The following is a 19,389-nucleotide window of genomic DNA, read 5'->3' as shown; positions in this document are numbered from 1 at the left end:
CTGGAAGTTAGATGCCAATACCTTTTTGCGCCGGTTTCAGAAGTAAGACTATTGGCCTGTAACTCCTGAACGAAGTGATAACTCCTGTGAAACATAACTACGTTTAACTACTGATTCGCATAATTAACAATTAATAATTAATAATTAATAGCTGACAGTTTATATCACACCGGGAACGATGCATAAGGCTTTATCTGGCACGAAAAGATAAATTGAAACTAAAAATAATAACACAACATGAAAGAAACAGATGAAAAACCGACGGGACTGCCCGAAAACGCGTTCCGTCCACTGAAACCGGGCGAACAATACCACCCCCTGATGTCGCCCGACAAGAATTATCCCGAAGTAAATGCCTGGTCGGTGACGTGGGGCATTGCCATGGCAATACTCTTCTCGGCAGCAGCAGCATACTTGGGGTTGAAAGTGGGACAGGTATTCGAAGCCGCCATCCCCATCGCCATCATTGCCGTGGGAGTGTCTGGAGCCGCCAAGCGTAAAAGCGCACTGGGCGAAAACGTCATTATCCAGTCCATCGGAGCATGTTCGGGCGTTATCGTAGCCGGAGCCATCTTCACCCTTCCGGCACTTTACATTCTTCAGGACAAGTATCCGGAAATGACGGTCGACTTCTTCCAGATGTTCATCAGCTCTTTGCTGGGAGGTATCCTTGGTATCCTGTTTCTCATTCCTTTCCGCAAGTATTTCGTAAGCGAGAAGCACGGCGAATATCCTTTTCCCGAAGCCACCGCCAGCACGCAGGTGCTGATTTCGGGCGAAAAGGGAGGAAGCCAGGCGAAACCGTTGCTCTTTGCCGGACTCATCGGCGGTCTGTACGACTTTATCGTAGCTACCTTCGGGTGGTGGAACGAGAACTTCACCACCCGCGTGTGCGGCTGGGGCGAGACGATTGCCGACAAGGCGAAGCTGGTGCTTAAAATCAATACCGGAGCAGCGGTCTTGGGGCTGGGGTATATCGTAGGGTTGAAATATGCCGCCATTATCTGCGCCGGCTCGCTCGCAGTATGGATTATCATCGTACCGGGCATCGCAATGCTGTGGGGCGACCAGGTATTGAACGCCTGGAATCCGGCTATCACGCAGACCGTAGGCTCGATGTCGCCCGAAACCATCTTTGCCGAATATGCCAAGAGTATCGGCATCGGAGGCATCGCCATGGCGGGCATTATCGGCATCGTGCGCTCGTGGAGCATCATCAAGAGTGCCGTAGGGCTTGCCGCCAAAGAGATGAAAGGCAAGAAGGCAGATGCCGGCGTGGTGCGCACACAGAAAGACTTGTCGATGAAAATCATCGCCATCGGGTCGATTGTCACCATTATCCTTGTGGCGCTGTTCTTCTATTTCGATGTGATGCAAGGCAATTTGCTGCACACCATTGTAGCAATCATCCTCGTGGCAGGCATCTCGTTCCTGTTTACCACGGTAGCCGCCAATGCCATTGCCATCGTGGGCACCAATCCCGTGTCGGGCATGACGCTGATGACCCTGATTCTGGCATCGGTGGTGATGGTTGCCGTAGGGCTGAAAGGTGCTACGGGCATGGTTGCGGCATTGGTTATGGGAGGCGTGGTATGTACTGCCCTCTCGATGGCAGGCGGCTTCATTACCGACCTGAAAATCGGCTATTGGCTGGGAAGCACGCCCGCCAAGCAACAGACGTGGAAATTCCTGGGCACACTGGTATCGGCTGCTACCGTAGGCGGCGTTATCATGATACTGAACAAGACCTACGGATTCTCTTCGGGCGCACTTGCCGCACCGCAAGCCAATGCCATGGCTGCCGTCATCGACCCGCTGATGAACGGTGTGTCGGCTCCGTGGCTGCTCTATGGCATCGGTGCCGCACTGGCATTGGTGCTGACTTATTTCAAAGTCCCGGCACTTGCCTTTGCCTTAGGTATGTTTATCCCCTTGGAACTGAACCTGCCGCTTATTGTAGGCGGTGCCATCAACTGGTACGTCACCACCCGTAGCAAGGACGAAGCGGTTAATGCGGCACGTGGAGAAAAGGGCACTTTGCTGGCTTCGGGCTTCATAGCCGGCGGTGCACTGATGGGTGTGATAAGTGCTGCGATGCGTTTCGGAGGCATTAACCTGGTGAACGAAGCGTGGCTGGAAAACCCGATGAGCCAAGTGGTATCGCTCATTGCATACGCACTCCTTATTATATATTTAGTAAAAGCAAGTATGAACATCAATAAAGTTGACTAGATGACAAGGTACTAGGTTTTAGATACCATTAGCAAAACTATTCAAAGCCTAGTCACCTAGTCCCTAGTACCTAGTCACCTAATAAAAAATAAAACACCATGAAAAAGTTAGCATTAATGAGTTTACTCTTTGTTTCTACGCTGCTCGCGGCGCAGGAACCTGTCAAAATCAAGTTATGGCAAAACGGCGCGCCCAATGACAACGGCATGACCAGCCAAGTGGAAAAAGGTCCGCTCTATGTAGCAGAACCGACCATCGAAGTCTATCCCGCTAAAGAAAGCAACGGACTTGCCATCGTGATGTGCCCGGGAGGTGGATACAGTCATCTCGCCATGAACCACGAAGGGCATGATATGGCAAACTGGTTCAACAGCCAAGGCATTACATACGCTGTACTGACCTACCGTATGCCTAACGGAAACAATGAAGTCCCCCTGAGCGATGCCCAACAGGCACTCCGCATCATGCGCCAGCATGCAAAAGAATGGAACATCCAAAAGCTGGGCATCATGGGTGCCTCGGCAGGCGGACATCTGGCAAGCACCGCCGCAACCCATTTTACAGACGCAGAGACACGTCCCGACTTCCAGATTCTGTTCTATCCAGTCATTACGATGGATCCTGCTTACACCCACATGGGTTCTCACGACAACCTGTTAGGAAAGAATCCTTCAAAAGAACTCGAACAAAAGTACTCGAACGAACTGCAAGTCACACCCGAAACTCCTCAGGCATTCATCATGCACAGCAGCGATGACGGTGCCGTACCCGTAGCCAACAGCGTGAACTATTATACGGCACTGGTGAAAAACGGTGTTTCGGCAAGCCTGCACACCTATCCCGTCGGCGGACACGGCTGGGGATTCCGCGACAGCTTCCTTTACAAACGCCAATGGACCGGTGAGCTGGAGAAATGGCTGCGTGAGCTCGACCGCTAAACATACAGAAGCTGGCTGGAAGGAAAATTCTCTTTCCGCCAGCTGTTTTTTCGGTACTTTTCTGTAATTTTGCAGGCGATTTACTTACTTTACAATTTTAACAACTTAACATAGCAAAAATGGGTGGTTTTTTCGGAACAGTCTCTATGGCTGAATGTGTGACCGATTTGTTTTACGGTACGGATTACAATTCGCACTTGGGAACCAAACGTGCAGGGATGGCTACTTACGATGAAACATCGGGTTTCGCAAGGTCGATTCATAGTATAGACAATTCGTACTTCCGTACCAAATTCGAGTCGGAGTTATCAAAGTTTAAGGGCAAATCGGGTATCGGCGTTATCAGTGATACCGACCCACAACCCATTATGATTAATTCACATCTGGGACGGTTTGCGATAGTGACGGTTGCCAAAATCAATAATATCTCCGAACTGGAGAAAGAATTGCTGGATGCCAATATGCACTTTGCCGAAATGAGTATGGGGAAAACCAACCCTACCGAGCTGGTGGCATTGCTCATCGTGCAAGGAAAAAATTTCGTCGAGGGCATCGAAAACGTATATGCTAAGGTGAAAGGCTCGTGCTCGATGCTGCTTCTTACCGAGGATGGTATCATCGCCGCCCGTGACCGGCTGGGACGGACGCCCATCATCATCGGAAAGAAAGAGGGCGCGTATGCCGTGACCAGTGAGTCGTGCAGCCTGCCCAACCTTGATTTCGAGATAACCGGCTACGTGGGACCGGGCGAGATAGTCCGTGTGCGTGCCGGAGGCGTAGAGCAGCTGCGCAAGCCCAACGAGGAGATGCAGGTATGCTCCTTCCTGTGGGTGTATTATGGCTTCCCCGTGTCGTGCTACGAGGGGCGCAACGTAGAAGAAGTGCGCTTCAAGAGCGGTTACGAGATGGGACGTACCGATGAGTCGGAAGTGGACTGCGCCTGCGGCATTCCCGATTCGGGTGTAGGCATGGCGTTGGGCTATGCCGAGGGCAAAGGCGTACCTTATCACCGTGGCATTGCCAAGTACACTCCTACCTGGCCGCGCAGCTTCACACCCAGTAATCAGGAGATGCGCTCGCTGGTGGCAAAAATGAAACTCATCCCCAACCGTGCCATGCTGCAAGGCAAACGGGTGTTGTTCTGCGATGACTCCATTGTGCGTGGCACCCAGTTGCGCGACAACGTGAAAATCCTCTACGACTATGGTGCCAAGGAAATCCACATGCGTATCGCCTGCCCGCCGCTGATTTACGGCTGTCCGTTCATCGCCTTTACCTCGTCGAAGAGCGACATGGAACTGATTACTCGCCGCATTATCAAAGAGATAGAGGGTGACGGTAATGCGAAATTAGACCGCTATGCCACTACCGGCTCACCCGAGTACAATGAACTGGTAGAACGTATCCGTGCGCGATTTGGTCTCACATCGTTGAAATTCAATACGCTGGAGACGCTGATAAACGCCATAGGCTTGCCTAAGTGCAAGGTCTGCACGCATTGCTTCGACGGTTCGAGTCGCTTCTGATTTCCCTTTTCTCACCAATTGGCAATGGATAATTGACAATTATTCTAAGCCGGAGTAGTTGTCAATTGTCTGTTGTCATTGTCATTACCATTGTGATGCAACTATAATGGATACGGGGGACATATATATGCACACACGGACGGATATAGTTGCATATTTCCGAGTGGCTATAATTACCTGCCAAATCTGCGTTAATCCGCGAAAATCTGTGTTTTCAGAGCTTGTCGTATATTATTGATTACTTATCGACGGATCAGAACGCTTCTGTCATGTTGAAATAGAACAGGTTCTGGCGGTTGATGAAGTTGCGCCCGAAGTCGAGGCGGACGTTCATGCGCGGCTGCACTTCGATGCGCAGGCCCAAGCCGGCGTTGGGCAACACGCCTTCTATCTTCACCGGATTAGGACCCATGAATCCGGCTCCTCCCCAGGCTACGAAGCCCAGGTGGTGGACGATGCGCTTCAGCCAGTTGCTGCGGTCGGTGTTGAACATCTGGCGGTATTCCACCAGTGCCACGTGGCCGCTCTTGTCGCGGTATTGCCCCATGTAGTATCCGCGCAGGTCGAACGGCGTACCGCTCAGCACGTATTTGTTCAGTGGAATGTTGTTGCCGAATACGTTCTTGGTCTGTACCGTCCAGGCGAGCACTTTCCGTTCGCCTACCGACTTGTATTGGCGGTAATCCAGCTCGAAGCGGTAGAAATCGTTGTCACTTCCCAGCCATTTCTGGTACAGCAGTCCACGAATGTCGAAGTACAGCCCTCGGTAAGGGTTGGCAGGAATGTCACGCGTGTCGTAGGTGACGAGGAAGCCGATGCCCGAGCTGAAGTTTTTGTAGCCCGATTCGGTACCTCCGGCGCGCACGTAATCTGCTTGGTGTGCCAGATGCTTTGCCGGACTGCTTATCTTGTCGTAGTTCAGGTCGATTTGCGGACCGATAAACCAGTCGGTCTCCTTGATGCGGAACAGAAACCAGGGGTTTATCTGTACACCACTGTAGCGGTATTGGCTGGTACTGTCACTCCGCTCGTAATTTTTGTTGGTAGAATAGCCCACGCCGTAGAAGTTCTCTTGCGTGTTTTTGTAAGTGAATTGTCCGAAGATGCGGAAGCGGTCGTTCTTGAAAAACAGTTGGGGCTTTACTTGGATATTCAGTCCGCCTTTGAAGATGAATGCCATGGCAAAGGGGAGTACTGAGCGGCGCATGGTAGTGTCTTTGGGATTCATGCGGAACGTCATCAGTGCACTTCCGCCTACCAGAAATCCGAAGTCGGGGCTGAAGCTGGGTCCTCCCAATATATTGTAATGGAAGTTTCGTCGTGCTACCTTCTGGCGGTGCAGTTCTTTCTTGCTCAGAGTCATTGGCGGGGAAAGCGTGTCGGCAGGAAGCCGGAGGGTGTCCGTCTCTTGGGCAAAGCCGAGCGATGCCGTCAAGCACAGGATGCAGAGTGTAATCAGTTTTTTCATATTCAAAATGTTATCAGTCGCAAAGGTATAAAAACTTGGGCACTTGGAGGCTTAAAATTAGAAGAACTTAATTAAGTTTGTGGTCTTGTATGGCTTTTTAATGCTCTCGGTATAGCTTTTTAACTTCGTATGTTTGGCGGTATGCCGGCTATTTTCTACTTTTACATCACTAATCATTGCTAAAAATTTAACTTAAAAGATTATGACAGTAATAGAACGTTTTTTGAAGTACGTTTCTTTCGACACTCAGTCGGACGAGAATGCCGGTGTGACACCCAGCACTCCCGGACAGATGGTGTTCGCCAAATATTTGCAATCGGAATTGGAAGCATTAGGGCTGGAGGAAATCTCACTCGACGAGAACGGTTACCTTTTTGCTACCCTTCCGGCTAATGTGGACCGTGATATCCCTACCATTGGTTTCATCGCTCACATGGATACCAGTCCCGATATGTCGGGTGCGGATGTACGTCCGCGAATTGTGGCCGATTACCAAGGTCAGGATATACCCTTGTGTGAGGAAGAAGGTATCGTGTTGTCACCCGGACAGTTTCCCGAATTGCTCGACCATATAGGCGAGGACTTGATAGTGACTGACGGGCGAACCCTGCTGGGAGCCGATGATAAGGCAGGCATTGCCGAAATCGTAGGGGCAATGGCTTATCTGAAGGAGCATCCCGAAATCAAGCATGGAAAAATCCGCATCGGTTTCAATCCTGACGAGGAAATCGGACTGGGAGCGCACAAGTTCGATGTGGAGAAGTTCGGATGCAAATGGGCATACACGATGGACGGAGGCGAAGTGGGCGAGCTGGAGTTTGAGAATTTCAATGCGGCTTCGGCAAAGGTGCAGGTAAAAGGTCTGAACGTGCATCCTGGATATGCCAAAGGCAAGATGGTCAATTCGTTGCTGGTAGCAAACGAGTTCGTGTCCTTGCTCCCTGATGCCGAAACTCCTGCCACGACCGAAGGCTACGAAGGTTTCTTCCACCTGATAGGTATGGAAGGAGAGGTGGAACATACTACGGTTTCGTACATTATCCGCGACCATGACCGTGTGAAATTTGAGGCACGCAAGGCGCTGATGAAAGTGTGTGCCGACAAGCTGAACGAAAAATACGGAGCGGGTACGGTAACGGTAGAGGTGAAAGACCAATACTACAACATGCGCCAGCAGGTAGAGCCGCTGATGCACATCATTGATATCGCTTTTGCTGCCATGCAGGAGGCAGGTGTGGAGCCGAAAGTGAAAGCTATCCGCGGAGGTACGGATGGCGCCCAGCTCTCGTTTAAAGGCCTGCCCTGTCCAAACCTCTTTGCCGGCGGCTTGAACTTCCACGGGCGTTACGAGTTTGTGCCCATACAGTCTATAGAGAAAGCCATGAAGGTGGTAGTGAAGATTGCCGAGCTTACCGCCAGGCGGTATTGATTTTGTTAATTATGCGAATCAGGAGTATAACTATGTTTAACTCCTGATTTGTTGATAAAAAAATCGGTTAATCTGTGGTGATGACCTTAATAATAAACCTTAACATGAAAAACAGATGAAAACAACTCCATTTACAGAGAAACACATCGCGCTTGGCGCAAAGATGCACGAATTTGCGGGCTACAATATGCCTATCGAATATTCTGGAATCATTGACGAACATCTTACGGTGTGCAACGCCGTGGGCGTGTTCGACGTCTCACACATGGGCGAATTTTGGGTGAAAGGTCCTTATGCGCTCCAGTTTATCCAAGATATTACTTCGAACAATGCGGCTGTGCTCACGCCGGGTAAGGTACAATATACGTGCTTTCCCAATGAAACTGGGGGGATCGTCGATGACTTGCTGGTGTATTGCTATGAGCCGGAAAAGTATATGCTGGTGGTAAATGCCGCCAACATCGGGAAAGACTGGGACTGGTGTGTATCGCACAACCGTGCCGGTGCTGAACTGGAAAACGCTTCCGACCGTATGGCACAACTTGCCGTACAGGGACCGAAAGCTTTGTCTGTGTTGCAGAAACTGACCTCGGTAAATCTGGCAGAGATACCCTATTATCATTTCTGTGTGGGCGATTTTGCCGGAGTACCGCAAGTGATTCTCTCGAATACTGGCTATACCGGAGCCGGAGGCTTCGAACTTTATTTCTATCCGCAAGATGCGATACACATTTGGGACGCTATCTTCGAGGCTGGAGCCGAGTTCGGCATCAAGCCTGCCGGATTGGGTGCACGCGACACATTGCGCTTAGAGATGGGTTTCTGTCTGTACGGCAATGACATCGATGATACCACATCGCCCCTCGAAGCCGGACTGGGGTGGATTACAAAGTTTGTAGAAGGCAAGGATTTCCCCAATCGTGCAGCACTCGAAAAGCAGAAAGCCGAAGGTGTTGCCCGCAAGCTGGTAGGTTTTGAGATGGTAGACCGCGGCATCCCGCGCCACGGCTATAAGTTGGCGGATGCCGTTGGAAATGAAATCGGACATGTCACTTCGGGCACCATGTCGCCTACTCGCAAGATAGGTATCGGTTTGGGCTATGTACAAACCGCTTTCTCGAAACCTGGTACGGAAATCTATCTGGACAACCGCGGGCGGAAGCTGAAAGCACAAGTCGTGAAGCCGCCTTTCCGCAAGTGATGTTTTCACCGCAGAGAATGTATAATTACTGTTTTTCGATTTACGAAGTAAACTAAGAAACTGTTTTGAATTTCTCCAAAAAGTTTTTCTCGTCTTGATGTTTCCGTTTTCGTGTGTGCTTTGGGCGATTTTTTGGTCCTTTCCGCTTCTGTTCTTCGTCAGATAGCCCGCTATCTTCCTCATCACACAAGCGGAAATGCCTCAAAAACTCATCCCAAATCATCGCACGATAAATTCAAAACCGTTTCTAAAATCGTAAATATTGAATCCCGCAAACATCCCATGTAGGAGCAAAATGCGGATATTCATTTAGTAAATAGTCAAATCGTAAATTTAAAAGACTCTGTATCCTCTGCGGTGAAATATCCATTCAGTTCTGTGCCAGACGGTACTCGTTAGGGGCAAGACCGGTGATTTTCTTGAAGATGAAATTGAACTGCTGGAGAGTAGGGAAGCCCAGTCGGGAAGCTATCGCCGCTACGCTATCGGTATTTGCCAGAAGCATCTTTCTGGCGGTATCCAGGCGTTTCAGCTGGAAATACTCGTGCAGGTTTTTTCCGGTCTCGAATCGTAGCAGGTCGTTGAAATATGCCACAGACAGCTTCAGTTGTTCTGCACAATAGTCAGGGGTGGGCAATATGCCGTGTTTCAGTTGGTCTGATGTGATATAATTATCCAGTATCCTGTCCATGTGGCGTAACAGAGCTTTGTTTTTATCTTCGCGGGTAATGAACTGCCGTTCGTAATAACGCGTGCAATAATCCAGTAACAGTTCGATGTAGTGCGAGATAAGCGTGCGGCTGAACCGGTCGATGGGGTGGCGCAGTTCTTCTTCCGTTTCTTGAAGGCATGTCACGATTTTGTTTTTCTCGCGCAGGGAGAGGTGCAGGGCTTCCTCTTTCCGGTAGGCGAAAAACGAATAATGCCCGAGGCTATGTTCGAGCGTAGTGTTGTAAAGCAAGTCGGGATGGAAAGCGAGCAGCCATCCTTGTGTCGGAAGTACGTGCTTGTCATTGATGCCAAACGAGTGTTGGGGAGGCAAGAAGACCATGGTGGCGGTGGAGAAATCGTAATATTTCCGTCCGCAACAGCATTCCTCTTCCATACCGTTTTCTATCAGCAAGACGGTATAGAAATCAAATCGGATAGCCTGTTGTGTCACATTCGCATTGTCCAGGCGGATGACGCTGGCTTGTGGGTGCAAGGTTTTGCATCCCAGGCAGCAGTTGCATTGGTGTACGGTCTTGATGTCTAATGTTTCTTTCATTGTTTTCTTGCATCTGTTACGGGACGCAAAGATAGACTTTTATCTGCAATCCTTTTATACCCGTTTTACGGAGTGATGTATCGAAATTACTTTTATCCGTAATTCGGGTAAGTTTGTTATCCGAATTTGGTGTATCTTTGCACGCGGAATAAACTGCACTCTATGAATTTCGGAAAAAACGATTTATTGGTACTGATACGTGAAGGTCGTCCGATGACCCTTCGCCAGCAACTTCTGCTTACGGTTCAGCTGAGTATACCGGCGATGGTAGCCCAGTTGTCGTCTATTGTGATGCAATACATCGATGCTGCCATGGTGGGCAGCCTGGGTGCCAATGCCTCGGCATCCATCGGGCTGGTATCCACTTCTACGTGGTTGTTTTCGGGCTTGTGTAGTGCGGCATCTACCGGTTTTGCCGTACAGGTGGCGCATTGCATTGGTGGAGGGAAGTTTAAGGAAGCACGCCAGGTGTTGCGCCAGTCCCTTGTGGCTGTGTCGTTATTCAGTATTCTTCTGGCAAGTATCGGCATGGGTATCAGCGGTGCCTTGCCCTATTGGTTGGGCGGTGAAGAGGTCATCAATCACGATGCTTCGGTTTATTTCCTGATTTATGCGGCTTTCCTTCCCATGATGCAGTTGTGTTTCCTGACGGGAGGCATGTTGCGTTGTAGTGGAAATATGCGTGTACCCAGTATGCTGAACGTGCTGATGTGTATGCTGGATGTGGTGTTCAATTATTTTCTTATTTTCCCTTCCCGTCACATTTCTCTGTTTGGGATGGAAGTGTTTATGCCTGGTGCCGGATGGGGGGTGGCAGGAGCTGCTTTGGGGACGGGGCTTGCCGAACTGGTTGTGGCAGGTCTGATGTTATGGTTTCTGGTGACCCGTTCTTCCGAATTGGGGCTGATGCACGAAAAGGGACGTTTTCGTCCTACATCGGCTGTATTGAAAAAGGCTGCCCGTATCGGGGGGCCGATGGGCATTGAGCACGCAGTGATTTGCGGCGCACAGATTCTTACTACGGTTATTGTGGCACCTTTGGGAGTATTCGCCATAGCGGCTAATTCGTTTGCTATAACGGCAGAGAGCTTGTGCTACATGCCGGGTTATGGTATAGCAGATGCTGCTACTACTCTGGTAGGGCAGAGCATGGGTGCCGGACGTAGAGATTTGACACGGCGTTTTGCCCGCATCACGGTAGGAATGGGCATGACGGTAATGGGCATCATGGGGGTAATCATGTATGTGGCTGCCCCGTTGATTATAGGTACGATGACGCCCGATGCCGAAGTGCTGGAACTGGGCGTAATGGCATTGCGTATCGAGGCTTTTGCCGAACCGATGTTTGCCGCGGCAATAGTGGCTTACGGTGTTTTTGTAGGAGCCGGCAGCACCATTATTCCGTGTCTGATGAATTTTTTCAGCATTTGGGCGGTGCGTCTTACGCTGGCGGCATCGCTGGCTCCGTCGATGGGCTTGAAAGGCGTATGGCTTGCCATGTGTATCGAATTATGTTTCCGCGGATTTATCTTCCTTGTCCGGCTTGAACGTGGCAAATGGATGAACTTGAAATGATTAAAACCGGTAGCCCAGTCCCAGCATCAGGTTGTTGGGGTCGTGGAAGTTGCTCAGTTGATATCCCACATGCAGGAAGACGCGGCGTGTGACGAATGTTTTCAGGGCAAGAATCTGGTAAAATCCTTTGGTGTCTTCTCCTTTGTAGATAAGGTTGCGTCCTATACCGAGGTTGATGCTGAATATCGGCATGGTCAGTTCGGCACGCAGGGAAAGTCCTACGGCAAACTGTTCGCGGAAAGATGGGCGGTAGAATTGTTTTTGGTTGGTGTCATGTTCGGTTCCGGCTACATGGTTTTTCAGGTTGGCGCTTTCGTCGTATTGTGCATCCAGCGAGATGCCGGCACGGAAATACCTGTTGACCCGGTAGAGTGGATTGAAGTTGAACCCGATTACCCCGAACGAGCCGGGTACAAGGTATCGCTCATCGGGCCAGATGATGCCTCTGCGCCGGGTGGCTCCGTATAAAATAATGTCATAACTGAATGGGGAACCTTGTAGGAGAGCTTTTTCTTGCGGGTGAGTTTTGGGGTTTGTTTTTTCAGCTCCGAAAGTACGTACCAGTCCGATACGTCCCCCTACGGTGTTGACACCCGAATTGGGGTAATTGCTGTTCCCGTTTGAATAATGTGTGGTTTCTATCCCTGCGGTCAGATGCCATTGTGGGGCGAGTTGCCAGTTCAGGTAGATGCCGGCATTCAGGTAAGCATTGATTTTCGAACCTACCACATCGTTGTACGGGTTGCTTGTCTCGTTATACTTTTTCCATCCGAATGAGGCTCCGAAGTTCCATTCGTAGTCTAGTGTCAGGTGAGGGGTGAGCCGGGCTATTTGTGAACCTTGGAACACATATACACTGACGGGGTTTCCCAGTTCCGAAGGGTTGAAAAAAGAAGTATATGCTATGCCGATGCCCTGATAGGCATGCGGATAGAGTTTTCCCAAATACGAGTCTTTATCGAATCGGAAGGCATATTTCAGATGTGCCGAAAGTACGGTGTTGATAGGTTTTCCTTGTGCATTTTCGCCTTCAAAAAAACTTTTGGTAGGCAATACATATCCCGGGCGGATATCGAAACCTATCTGGTGGTGTATCGGGTGATGGGTAAGCGAGTCGGGTTCGGCATGTCCGGCAAGGGTTCCCCCGATACAAAAGAAGGCGAATAGGAGGCAGAGCAAGATAAATCTATCGGTCTTTTTCATAATCTCGTATCTTTTTGCATTCAAAGGTAAGTCAATCCGATGAAACGGACAAACATTTCGGAAACGAAAAATGGGTATGCATTGGAATGCTGTCTTTAACTTTCGCTCTTTCTTCTGCGGCTTATTTCACTTTTTTGTCGTATATTTGTCGCAAACAGTAAAAAGAAAGAAGGATATGGATAATACTGAAAAATTGAAGATAGAAGAGCGGATTGTGGATATGTTGAAAACCGTTTACGACCCTGAGATTCCGGTCAATGTGTACGATTTGGGACTGATTTACAAGATTGACCTTCAGGATGACGGAGAAGTGGTGCTGGATATGACGCTTACGGCTCCCAATTGTCCCGCCGCCGAGTTCATCATGGAAGATATCCGGCAGAAGATAGAGTCGGTAGAGGGGGTGAAAGCAGCCCAGATCAATCTGGTCTTCGAGCCGGAATGGGACAAGGACATGATGAGCGAAGAAGCAAAACTGGAGTTAGGATTTTTATAAAAACAGGTAATGATGGATGCGATGAAGAATGTATATTTTTTGTCGGATGCGCATTTAGGCTCGCGGGCTATTGCGCATAGCCGCACTCAGGAACGCCGTTTGGTCAATTTCCTCGACAGTATTAAGGAACGGGCTTCGGCTGTGTATCTCTTGGGGGATATGTTCGACTTTTGGTACGAATTCAAGTTGGTTGTGCCTAAGGGATATACCCGTTTCTTGGGCAAATTGTCTGAATTGACCGACCGGGGAGTGGAAGTGCATTTCTTCATCGGAAACCACGATATCTGGTGTGGTGATTATCTGGAGAAAGAATGTGGAGTGATTCTGCACCGGGAACCGCAGACGTGCGAGATTTACGGAAAGGAGTTCTTCCTGGCTCATGGCGACGGGCTGGGCGATAATGACCGTAAGTTTCATTTGCTCCGGATGATGTTTCATAGTCATACTTTACAACGTATGTTCTCGATGTTGCATCCGCGCTGGAGTGTAGAACTGGGACTGGAGTGGGCGAAGCATAGTCGCCAGAAGCGGGAAGAGGGGAAAGAGCCTCCTTATATGGGTGAAGATAAAGAACCGTTGGTGTTGTTTACAAAGAAATACCTGAAAACGCATCCTGATATCAATTATTTTATTTTTGGCCATCGCCACATCATGCTCGACCTGATGTTGAGCCGCACATCGCGTCTCCTGATTCTGGGCGATTGGATATCCGAGTTCTCGTATGCCGTATTCGATGGTGAGAATCTTTTTATGGAACAGTTCATCGAAGGAGAGACGGAAGTCAGGTAACAAGGTGACAAGTTGACGATTTGACAAGGTGACAAGTTGACGAGGTAACAAGGGGACGAGGTTTTGAATAGTGTTGCATACTTCAACCCAAGTTTTTGAAACCTTGTCACCTAGTTCCCTCGTCACCTAGTTCCCTCGTTCCCTTGTTCCCTTGTCAACTGATTTATCTTGCCACTTCACCGTTTTCGTGTTTGGCGAGCAAGCCTTCCACTTCGGCAACTTTCACCATATTGTAGTCGCCTGCAATGGTATTTTTCAGTACAGAGGCCGCCGTAGAAAAGTCTACGCGCTTCTGTTCATCTTCAAAAGCGTGTTGGGCATACAGCATGGCACCGCAGAAAGCATCGCCTACACCAACGCAATCTACCACTTCATCAATGTCGAACACACGGGTATGTTTCATAGTGCCGTGCGAATAAAGGATGCCGGCAAAGGTATGGTGTACCGAGCTGATGACGTTGCGCAGGGCAATGTAGATGTATTTGCAGTTGGGAATCTGTTCACTGATGCCTTTGCAGAAAGCTTCGTAGGCTTCCAGGTCGTATGCTTCTCCATTGCGTGTGGCTTTGAATCCCGGTGCTTTCAGTCCTGTAACTAAAGCATACTCTCCTTCGCTTCCGAACATGATGTCGCTCGAAACCATCAGGGGACGCAATACTTCCTGTGCGCTTTTCCCGTAGTTCCACAGGTTTTTACGGTAATTGATATCATACGAAATGGTCAGTCCCATTTCCTTGGCTGTGTCAATGGCTTCTTTACATACATCGGCAAGTCCCGGTGTAAGAGCCGCATCGATGCCCGACCAGTGGAAGATGGAAGCGTCTTTGAATGCATCACGCCAGTTTATCATGCCGGGTTTCAGTTCTGAGAAAGCCGAATGTTCGCGGTCGTATATCACTTTTGAATTACGCATGGCGGCTGCTTTCTCCATATAATATGTTCCTAAGCGGTTGCCTCCCGTCAGTACATGTCCTGTTCCAATGTTGTGCGAACGCAGTTCGGACAGGCAGGTATCTCCCAGTGCATTGTCGGGCAGGCGGGTTATGAATTCCACTTCTCCTCCGAAATTGGCAATGGAAATGGCAACATTGGCCTCACTTCCTCCATAGTTGACCAGAAAATCATGGCTTTGTTGTATGCGAAGATTGTCGGGAGTGGTAAGACGGAGCATGATCTCACCGAATGTTACAACTTTTTTTTTCATATTCTATGTGTTTAAGTTCTTGGATGAGGGAGGACAAAAAAAGACATCCCCAGAAGCCGCTTTTTGTCTCTGCCCGTGCAAAGATAATGAAAAGCGACTTACGGGGATGCCCTTTTATAAACCTATTTAATGATTATTTACTTAATTGCGTTCGTTCAGGATGTTCATCGTGTCGGTTGCAATGGTCAGCTCTTCATCGGTCGGGATAACTACGACTTTCACTTTCGAGTCATCGGTAGATATGATGGCTTCTTCGCCGCGCACCTTGTTTCTTTCATCATCGATTTTCACACCCAGGTATTCCAGGTTCTTGCAGACAGCAGCACGTGCACTCGACTGGTTTTCGCCTACACCGCCTGTGAAAAGAATGACATCCACGCCGTTCATGGCTGCTGCGTATGCACCAATGTATTTGGTGATACGGTAGAAATACATCTTTTCGGTCAGAATAGCACGTTCTTCGCCATTCTGTACGGCAGCTTCCAGTTCGCGCATATCACTCGATTTTTCGAACATGCCCAATACACCGCTCTTCTTGTTCAGCAATGTAGACATTTCATCGGGGGTAAGTCCTTCCTTTTTCATGATGTAAGTGATGGCACCTCCATCTATGTCGCCGCTGCGTGTACCCATCATCAAGCCTTCCAATGGGGTCAGTCCCATACTGGTATCAATACATTTCCCGTCTTTTACGGCAGCAATAGAACCTCCGTTTCCGATATGGCAGGTGATGATACGGCTTCCCTCTTGCGGGATTCCCAAAAATTCGCATACGCGTTTTGATACGTAGCGGTGAGAAGTGCCGTGGAAACCATAACGGCGGATACCGTATTTTTCAAAATAGCGGTAAGGGATGGCATACAGGTAAGCGTAATCGGGCATCGTCTGGTGGAAAGCTGTATCGAATACGGCTACTTGTGGAACTTCGGGTAATAATTGCTGTACGGCATAAATACCTTTCAGGTTGGCTGGATTATGGAGCGGACCCAGGTCGCAACATTCTTCTACGGCGGCGATTACGGCATCATCAATCAGCACAGAACCACTGAACTTGGTTCCTCCGTGCAATACGCGATGGCCTACGGCATTGATTTCGTGCAGGCTCTTCACGGCTCCATATTTGGGGCTGGTCAGGGTGTCGAAGATGAACTGTACGCCGGTGGTATGTTCGGGTACATCTTTCTCGATGATTTTCTTTTCACCGTTCGGCAAGGTCAATTTCAGGAAAGACCCCGGCAAACCTATTTTTTCGATACCGCCTTGTGCAAGGACTTGTTTGGTAGTCATTTCATACAATTTGTACTTGATGGATGAACTGCCGCAATTGAGTACTAATACTTTCATATATAGTTGATTTGTTATTTTTATAGTTAGGACATGGTTATTCTTGTGCTTTCGCCGCAATAGCCTGGTTGGCTGTGATGGCAATCATCTTGTATACATCGTCAATGCAGCAGCCGCGCGACAGGTCATTGACCGGACGGGCGATACCCTGAAGAATCGGACCTACCGCAGTGGCATGTCCTAAGCGTTCTACCAGCTTGTAAGAAATGTTACCTACTTCCAGGCTGGGTACTACCAGTACATTGGCATATCCGGCGATTTCCGAACCCGGAGCCTTGCTCTGTCCGATTCTCGGAACCAAAGCGGCGTCTGCCTGCATTTCTCCGTCAATCTTCAGTGCCGGATCCATTTCCTTGGCAATCTTCAGCGCTTCTACCACTTTGTCTACCACTTCGTGTTTAGCCGACCCCTTGGTGGAGAAACTCAGCATGGCTACGCGTGGTTCGATACCTGCAACGGCTTTAGCAGTGCGGGCGGTGCAGACAGCAATCTGTGCCAATTGGCCTGCATCGGGAACCGGAGTAACGGCTACGTCACCCATAACGATTACACCATTGTCGCCACATTCGGGGGCGTGAGTCAATAAGAGCATGGCACCGGATACACACGTGATGCCCGGAGCAGTCTTAATAATTTGCAGTGCCGGACGCAATACATTGCCGGTCGTGTTGCGGGCTCCGGCAAGCTGGCCATCGGCATCACCTGCCTTAATCATCAGGCAGCCGTAATACAGCGGGTCGAGCACCAGTTTGCGGGCTTCTTCGATGGTCAAGCCCTTTTTCTTCCGCAGTTCGCACAATAATTGTGCGTATGCTTCTTTTTTCGGGCTGGTTTCGGGATCGATGATGGTAGCTTTATGGATGTTACCCAAACCCCATTCTTTTGCGAGCGCCATGATTTCATCGGGATTGCCCAACAAAGTCAGGTCGGCCACACCATCTGTCAATATCTGATTGGCAGCTTTCAACGTACGTTCTTCTGTTCCTTCCGGAAGCACAATGTGCTGTTTGTTCGCTTTTGCGCGTTCAACAATTTGACTAATTAAATCCATAGATTTGTATATTTTTTAATATGTGATTCTTTTTGTTGTGTGCGATAACGCTTTTCTCATACCGCACTGCAAAAATACGTTTTTTTGTAATATCAAGTTTGCAAAGACGGCTTTTTTTTTCGGAAGAAGTAGAGAATTTTAATATGTTTGACAGCAGGAAAAATAAAAAAGCCCGTTTCTGTACAAGATAACACCAGAATGTTTACCTTTGCGTCCGTTTTCAATAGTTAAAGTTTTTAGGATATGGTTCGTCAGTGTTCAATTTTATTTGGATGCCTTGCGCTGGGGGAACTGGTAGTTTACCTCACGGGAATCCACCTGCCTTCGAGTATCATCGGGATGCTTCTGCTCACGTTGTTCTTGCAGCTGGGATGGATTAAGCTGGAATGGGTACAGGGGCTGAGCAATTTCTTGGTTGCAAACCTGGGTTTCTTTTTTGTTCCTTCGGGAGTTGCGTTAATGCTTTATTTCGATATTATCCGGGCGCAGTTCTGGCCCATAGTCGTTGCTACGCTGGTCAGCACAGTACTGGTATTGGTCGTTACAGGTTGGGTACATCAAATCGTCAGAAAATATGGATTTTTTCACAAATAAGTTCTTTTTGCTTGCCATTACTTTCGGGTTTTATTTTCTTTCGAAAGTGATACAGAAGAAGACGGGATGGCTCATTCTGAATCCCATCCTGTTGGCTATCGCATTGCTGATATGCTTTTTGCAATGTACGGACGTTTCTTACGAGACTTATTCCGAGGCAGGATCGCTGGTCGAGTTTTGGCTGAAGCCTGCCGTGGTGGCGTTGGGGGTTCCCTTGTATTTGCAGTTGAAAATGATAAAGAAACAGCTTATGCCGATTCTCATTTCCCAGTTGGCGGGTTGTGTGGTAGGGCTGGTTGCCGTAACGGTTATTGCCAAGGTGATGGGGGCTTCGCCCGAGGTGATCATGTCTTTGGCTCCGAAGTCGGTTACGACACCGATTGCCATGGAAGTGTCGAACGCCGTAGGCGGCATTCCTTCCTTGACCGCAGCCGTAGTGATTGTAGTAGGGCTGTTTGGTGCCATCTGTGGATTTAAGGTGTTGCAGGTGGGGCATGTAGGAAGCCCTATCGCACAAGGCTTGTCGATGGGTACGGCTTCGCATGCCGTAGGCACTTCGCGGGCAATGGAAATAAGCGGCAAATACGGTGCATACGCCAGTCTGGGGCTGACATTGAACGGTATTCTGACCGCCTTGCTGGCTCCTACCATCCTGCATCTGCTGGGACTTTATTAGAAGCTATTTTGAATTTCTCCAAAAAGTTTTTCTTGGCTTGATGTATCCGTTTTCGTGTGTGCTTTGGGCGATTTTTTGGTCCTTTTCGCTCCTGCTCTTCGTCAGATAGCCCGCTATCTTCCTCATCACAGAAGCGAAAATGCCTCAAAAACTCATCCCAAATCATCGCACGATAAATTCAAAACAGCTTCTTAACCGTTTCTTCTGTTATGCACAAGTTATCAACAGGCTGTTCATAACTGTTGATAACTTGTGCATAGCCTTATGGCGGGCAAAAGTCTCGGTTGATTTTGTGTGATGCAGTTACTTGCGGAGCAGGGCGCAACTATATACATTGCGTGCTATATATAGTTGCGCGGATAAATGCAGATAAGTGCATGGTTGGTAAGATTATTA

18 protein-coding genes are annotated in these 19,389 nt (G+C 49.0%); 10 read left to right on the top strand and 8 right to left on the bottom strand.

The genetic code is table 11. The features are described 5' to 3' along the window. Window positions 1–237 precede the first annotated feature (237 nt). From B5F71_RS08490 to B5F71_RS08480, 3 genes are all read left to right on the top strand, one after another. Complete coding sequence (locus tag B5F71_RS08490) at window positions 238–2,232, top strand: oligopeptide transporter, OPT family (RefSeq protein WP_087209267.1); 1,995 nt, start codon at window positions 238–240, stop codon at window positions 2,230–2,232. Between the two features lie 98 nt (window positions 2,233–2,330). After that, window positions 2,331–3,170 carry an alpha/beta hydrolase gene (locus B5F71_RS08485; RefSeq protein ID WP_022039642.1) on the top strand — a complete coding sequence of 280 codons (840 nt, stop codon included), beginning with the start codon at window positions 2,331–2,333 and terminating at the stop codon, window positions 3,168–3,170. A gap of 119 nt (window positions 3,171–3,289) precedes the next feature. Further along, the gene (locus B5F71_RS08480) at window positions 3,290–4,696 is read left to right on the top strand and encodes an amidophosphoribosyltransferase (protein WP_087209264.1); all 1,407 of its coding nucleotides are present in this window, start codon (window positions 3,290–3,292) and stop codon (window positions 4,694–4,696) included. A 253-nt stretch (window positions 4,697–4,949) separates the two neighbouring features. Here the strand turns inward: B5F71_RS08480 and B5F71_RS08475 are convergent, their stop codons facing one another. Then, entirely contained in the window at window positions 4,950–6,164 is a 1,215-nt protein-coding gene (locus B5F71_RS08475; protein ID WP_087209261.1) for a BamA/TamA family outer membrane protein, read from the bottom strand. Between the two features lie 202 nt (window positions 6,165–6,366). Between B5F71_RS08475 and pepT the strand changes: the two genes are divergently transcribed. Next, window positions 6,367–7,593, top strand: a complete 1,227-nt coding sequence (pepT, locus tag B5F71_RS08470) for a peptidase T (RefSeq protein ID WP_022039638.1) — start codon at window positions 6,367–6,369, stop codon at window positions 7,591–7,593. Window positions 7,594–7,708: 115 nt separating this feature from the next. Further along, entirely contained in the window at window positions 7,709–8,794 is a 1,086-nt protein-coding gene (gene gcvT / locus B5F71_RS08465) for a glycine cleavage system aminomethyltransferase GcvT (RefSeq protein WP_087209259.1), read from the top strand. A 52-nt stretch (window positions 8,795–8,846) separates the two neighbouring features. On the opposite strand, the gene B5F71_RS20230 is transcribed toward gcvT, so the two are convergent. Beyond that, complete coding sequence (locus B5F71_RS20230) at window positions 8,847–9,017, bottom strand: hypothetical protein (protein ID WP_158098064.1); 171 nt, start codon at window positions 9,015–9,017, stop codon at window positions 8,847–8,849. Between the two features lie 147 nt (window positions 9,018–9,164). After that, complete coding sequence (locus B5F71_RS08460; protein WP_087209256.1) at window positions 9,165–10,061, bottom strand: helix-turn-helix domain-containing protein; 897 nt, start codon at window positions 10,059–10,061, stop codon at window positions 9,165–9,167. A 162-nt stretch (window positions 10,062–10,223) separates the two neighbouring features. Between B5F71_RS08460 and B5F71_RS08455 the strand changes: the two genes are divergently transcribed. Continuing rightward, window positions 10,224–11,636, top strand: a complete 1,413-nt coding sequence (locus tag B5F71_RS08455; RefSeq protein ID WP_022039634.1) for an MATE family efflux transporter — start codon at window positions 10,224–10,226, stop codon at window positions 11,634–11,636. On the opposite strand, the gene B5F71_RS08450 is transcribed toward B5F71_RS08455, so the two are convergent. Continuing rightward, window positions 11,637–12,839, bottom strand: a complete 1,203-nt coding sequence (locus tag B5F71_RS08450) for an acyloxyacyl hydrolase (RefSeq protein WP_087209254.1) — start codon at window positions 12,837–12,839, stop codon at window positions 11,637–11,639. It abuts the gene before it with no gap. A gap of 175 nt (window positions 12,840–13,014) precedes the next feature. Here B5F71_RS08450 and B5F71_RS08445 point away from each other — a divergent pair, with 175 nt between their 5' ends. Together B5F71_RS08445 and B5F71_RS08440 are read left to right on the top strand one after the other, a co-directional pair. Next, window positions 13,015–13,335: an iron-sulfur cluster assembly protein gene (locus B5F71_RS08445; protein WP_087209281.1), complete on the top strand. Its 321-nt coding sequence runs from the start codon at window positions 13,015–13,017 to the stop codon at window positions 13,333–13,335. Window positions 13,336–13,356: 21 nt separating this feature from the next. Further along, the gene (locus tag B5F71_RS08440) at window positions 13,357–14,124 is read left to right on the top strand and encodes a UDP-2,3-diacylglucosamine diphosphatase (RefSeq protein ID WP_087209279.1); all 768 of its coding nucleotides are present in this window, start codon (window positions 13,357–13,359) and stop codon (window positions 14,122–14,124) included. A gap of 163 nt (window positions 14,125–14,287) precedes the next feature. Here the strand turns inward: B5F71_RS08440 and B5F71_RS08435 are convergent, their stop codons facing one another. The 3 genes from B5F71_RS08435 to pta all read right to left on the bottom strand — a co-directional run bounded on the left by B5F71_RS08435 (window position 14,288) and on the right by pta (window position 17,723). Then, window positions 14,288–15,328: a sugar kinase gene (locus tag B5F71_RS08435; RefSeq protein WP_022039630.1), complete on the bottom strand. Its 1,041-nt coding sequence runs from the start codon at window positions 15,326–15,328 to the stop codon at window positions 14,288–14,290. Window positions 15,329–15,469: 141 nt separating this feature from the next. Beyond that, on the bottom strand, window positions 15,470–16,672 hold the full coding sequence (locus B5F71_RS08430) for an acetate kinase (RefSeq protein WP_087209251.1): 1,203 nt from the start codon (window positions 16,670–16,672) through the stop codon (window positions 15,470–15,472). A 37-nt stretch (window positions 16,673–16,709) separates the two neighbouring features. After that, entirely contained in the window at window positions 16,710–17,723 is a 1,014-nt protein-coding gene (gene pta / locus B5F71_RS08425) for a phosphate acetyltransferase (RefSeq protein WP_022039628.1), read from the bottom strand. Between the two features lie 243 nt (window positions 17,724–17,966). On the opposite strand from pta, the gene B5F71_RS08420 reads away from it, so the two are divergent. Together B5F71_RS08420 and B5F71_RS08415 are read left to right on the top strand one after the other, a co-directional pair. Beyond that, a complete protein-coding gene (locus B5F71_RS08420) occupies window positions 17,967–18,317 on the top strand; it encodes a CidA/LrgA family protein (RefSeq protein ID WP_087209248.1) in 351 nt (116 codons plus the stop codon). Beyond that, the gene (locus tag B5F71_RS08415; protein WP_022039626.1) at window positions 18,298–18,993 is read left to right on the top strand and encodes an LrgB family protein; all 696 of its coding nucleotides are present in this window, start codon (window positions 18,298–18,300) and stop codon (window positions 18,991–18,993) included. The genes B5F71_RS08420 and B5F71_RS08415 overlap by 20 nt, the downstream gene beginning before the upstream one ends. Here the strand turns inward: B5F71_RS08415 and B5F71_RS20225 are convergent. Further along, window positions 18,962–19,159 carry a hypothetical protein gene (locus B5F71_RS20225; RefSeq protein WP_158098063.1) on the bottom strand — a complete coding sequence of 66 codons (198 nt, stop codon included), beginning with the start codon at window positions 19,157–19,159 and terminating at the stop codon, window positions 18,962–18,964. The two genes, B5F71_RS08415 and B5F71_RS20225, sit on opposite strands and share 32 nt — an antisense overlap. Between the last annotated feature and the right edge of the window lie 230 nt (window positions 19,160–19,389).

Source organism: Bacteroides sp. An269, from assembly GCF_002159755.1.
GTDB lineage: Bacteria > Bacteroidota > Bacteroidia > Bacteroidales > Bacteroidaceae > Phocaeicola > Phocaeicola intestinalis.
Note: the sequence above shows the minus strand (reverse complement) of the source record. Positions and strands in the feature narration are given on the sequence as shown.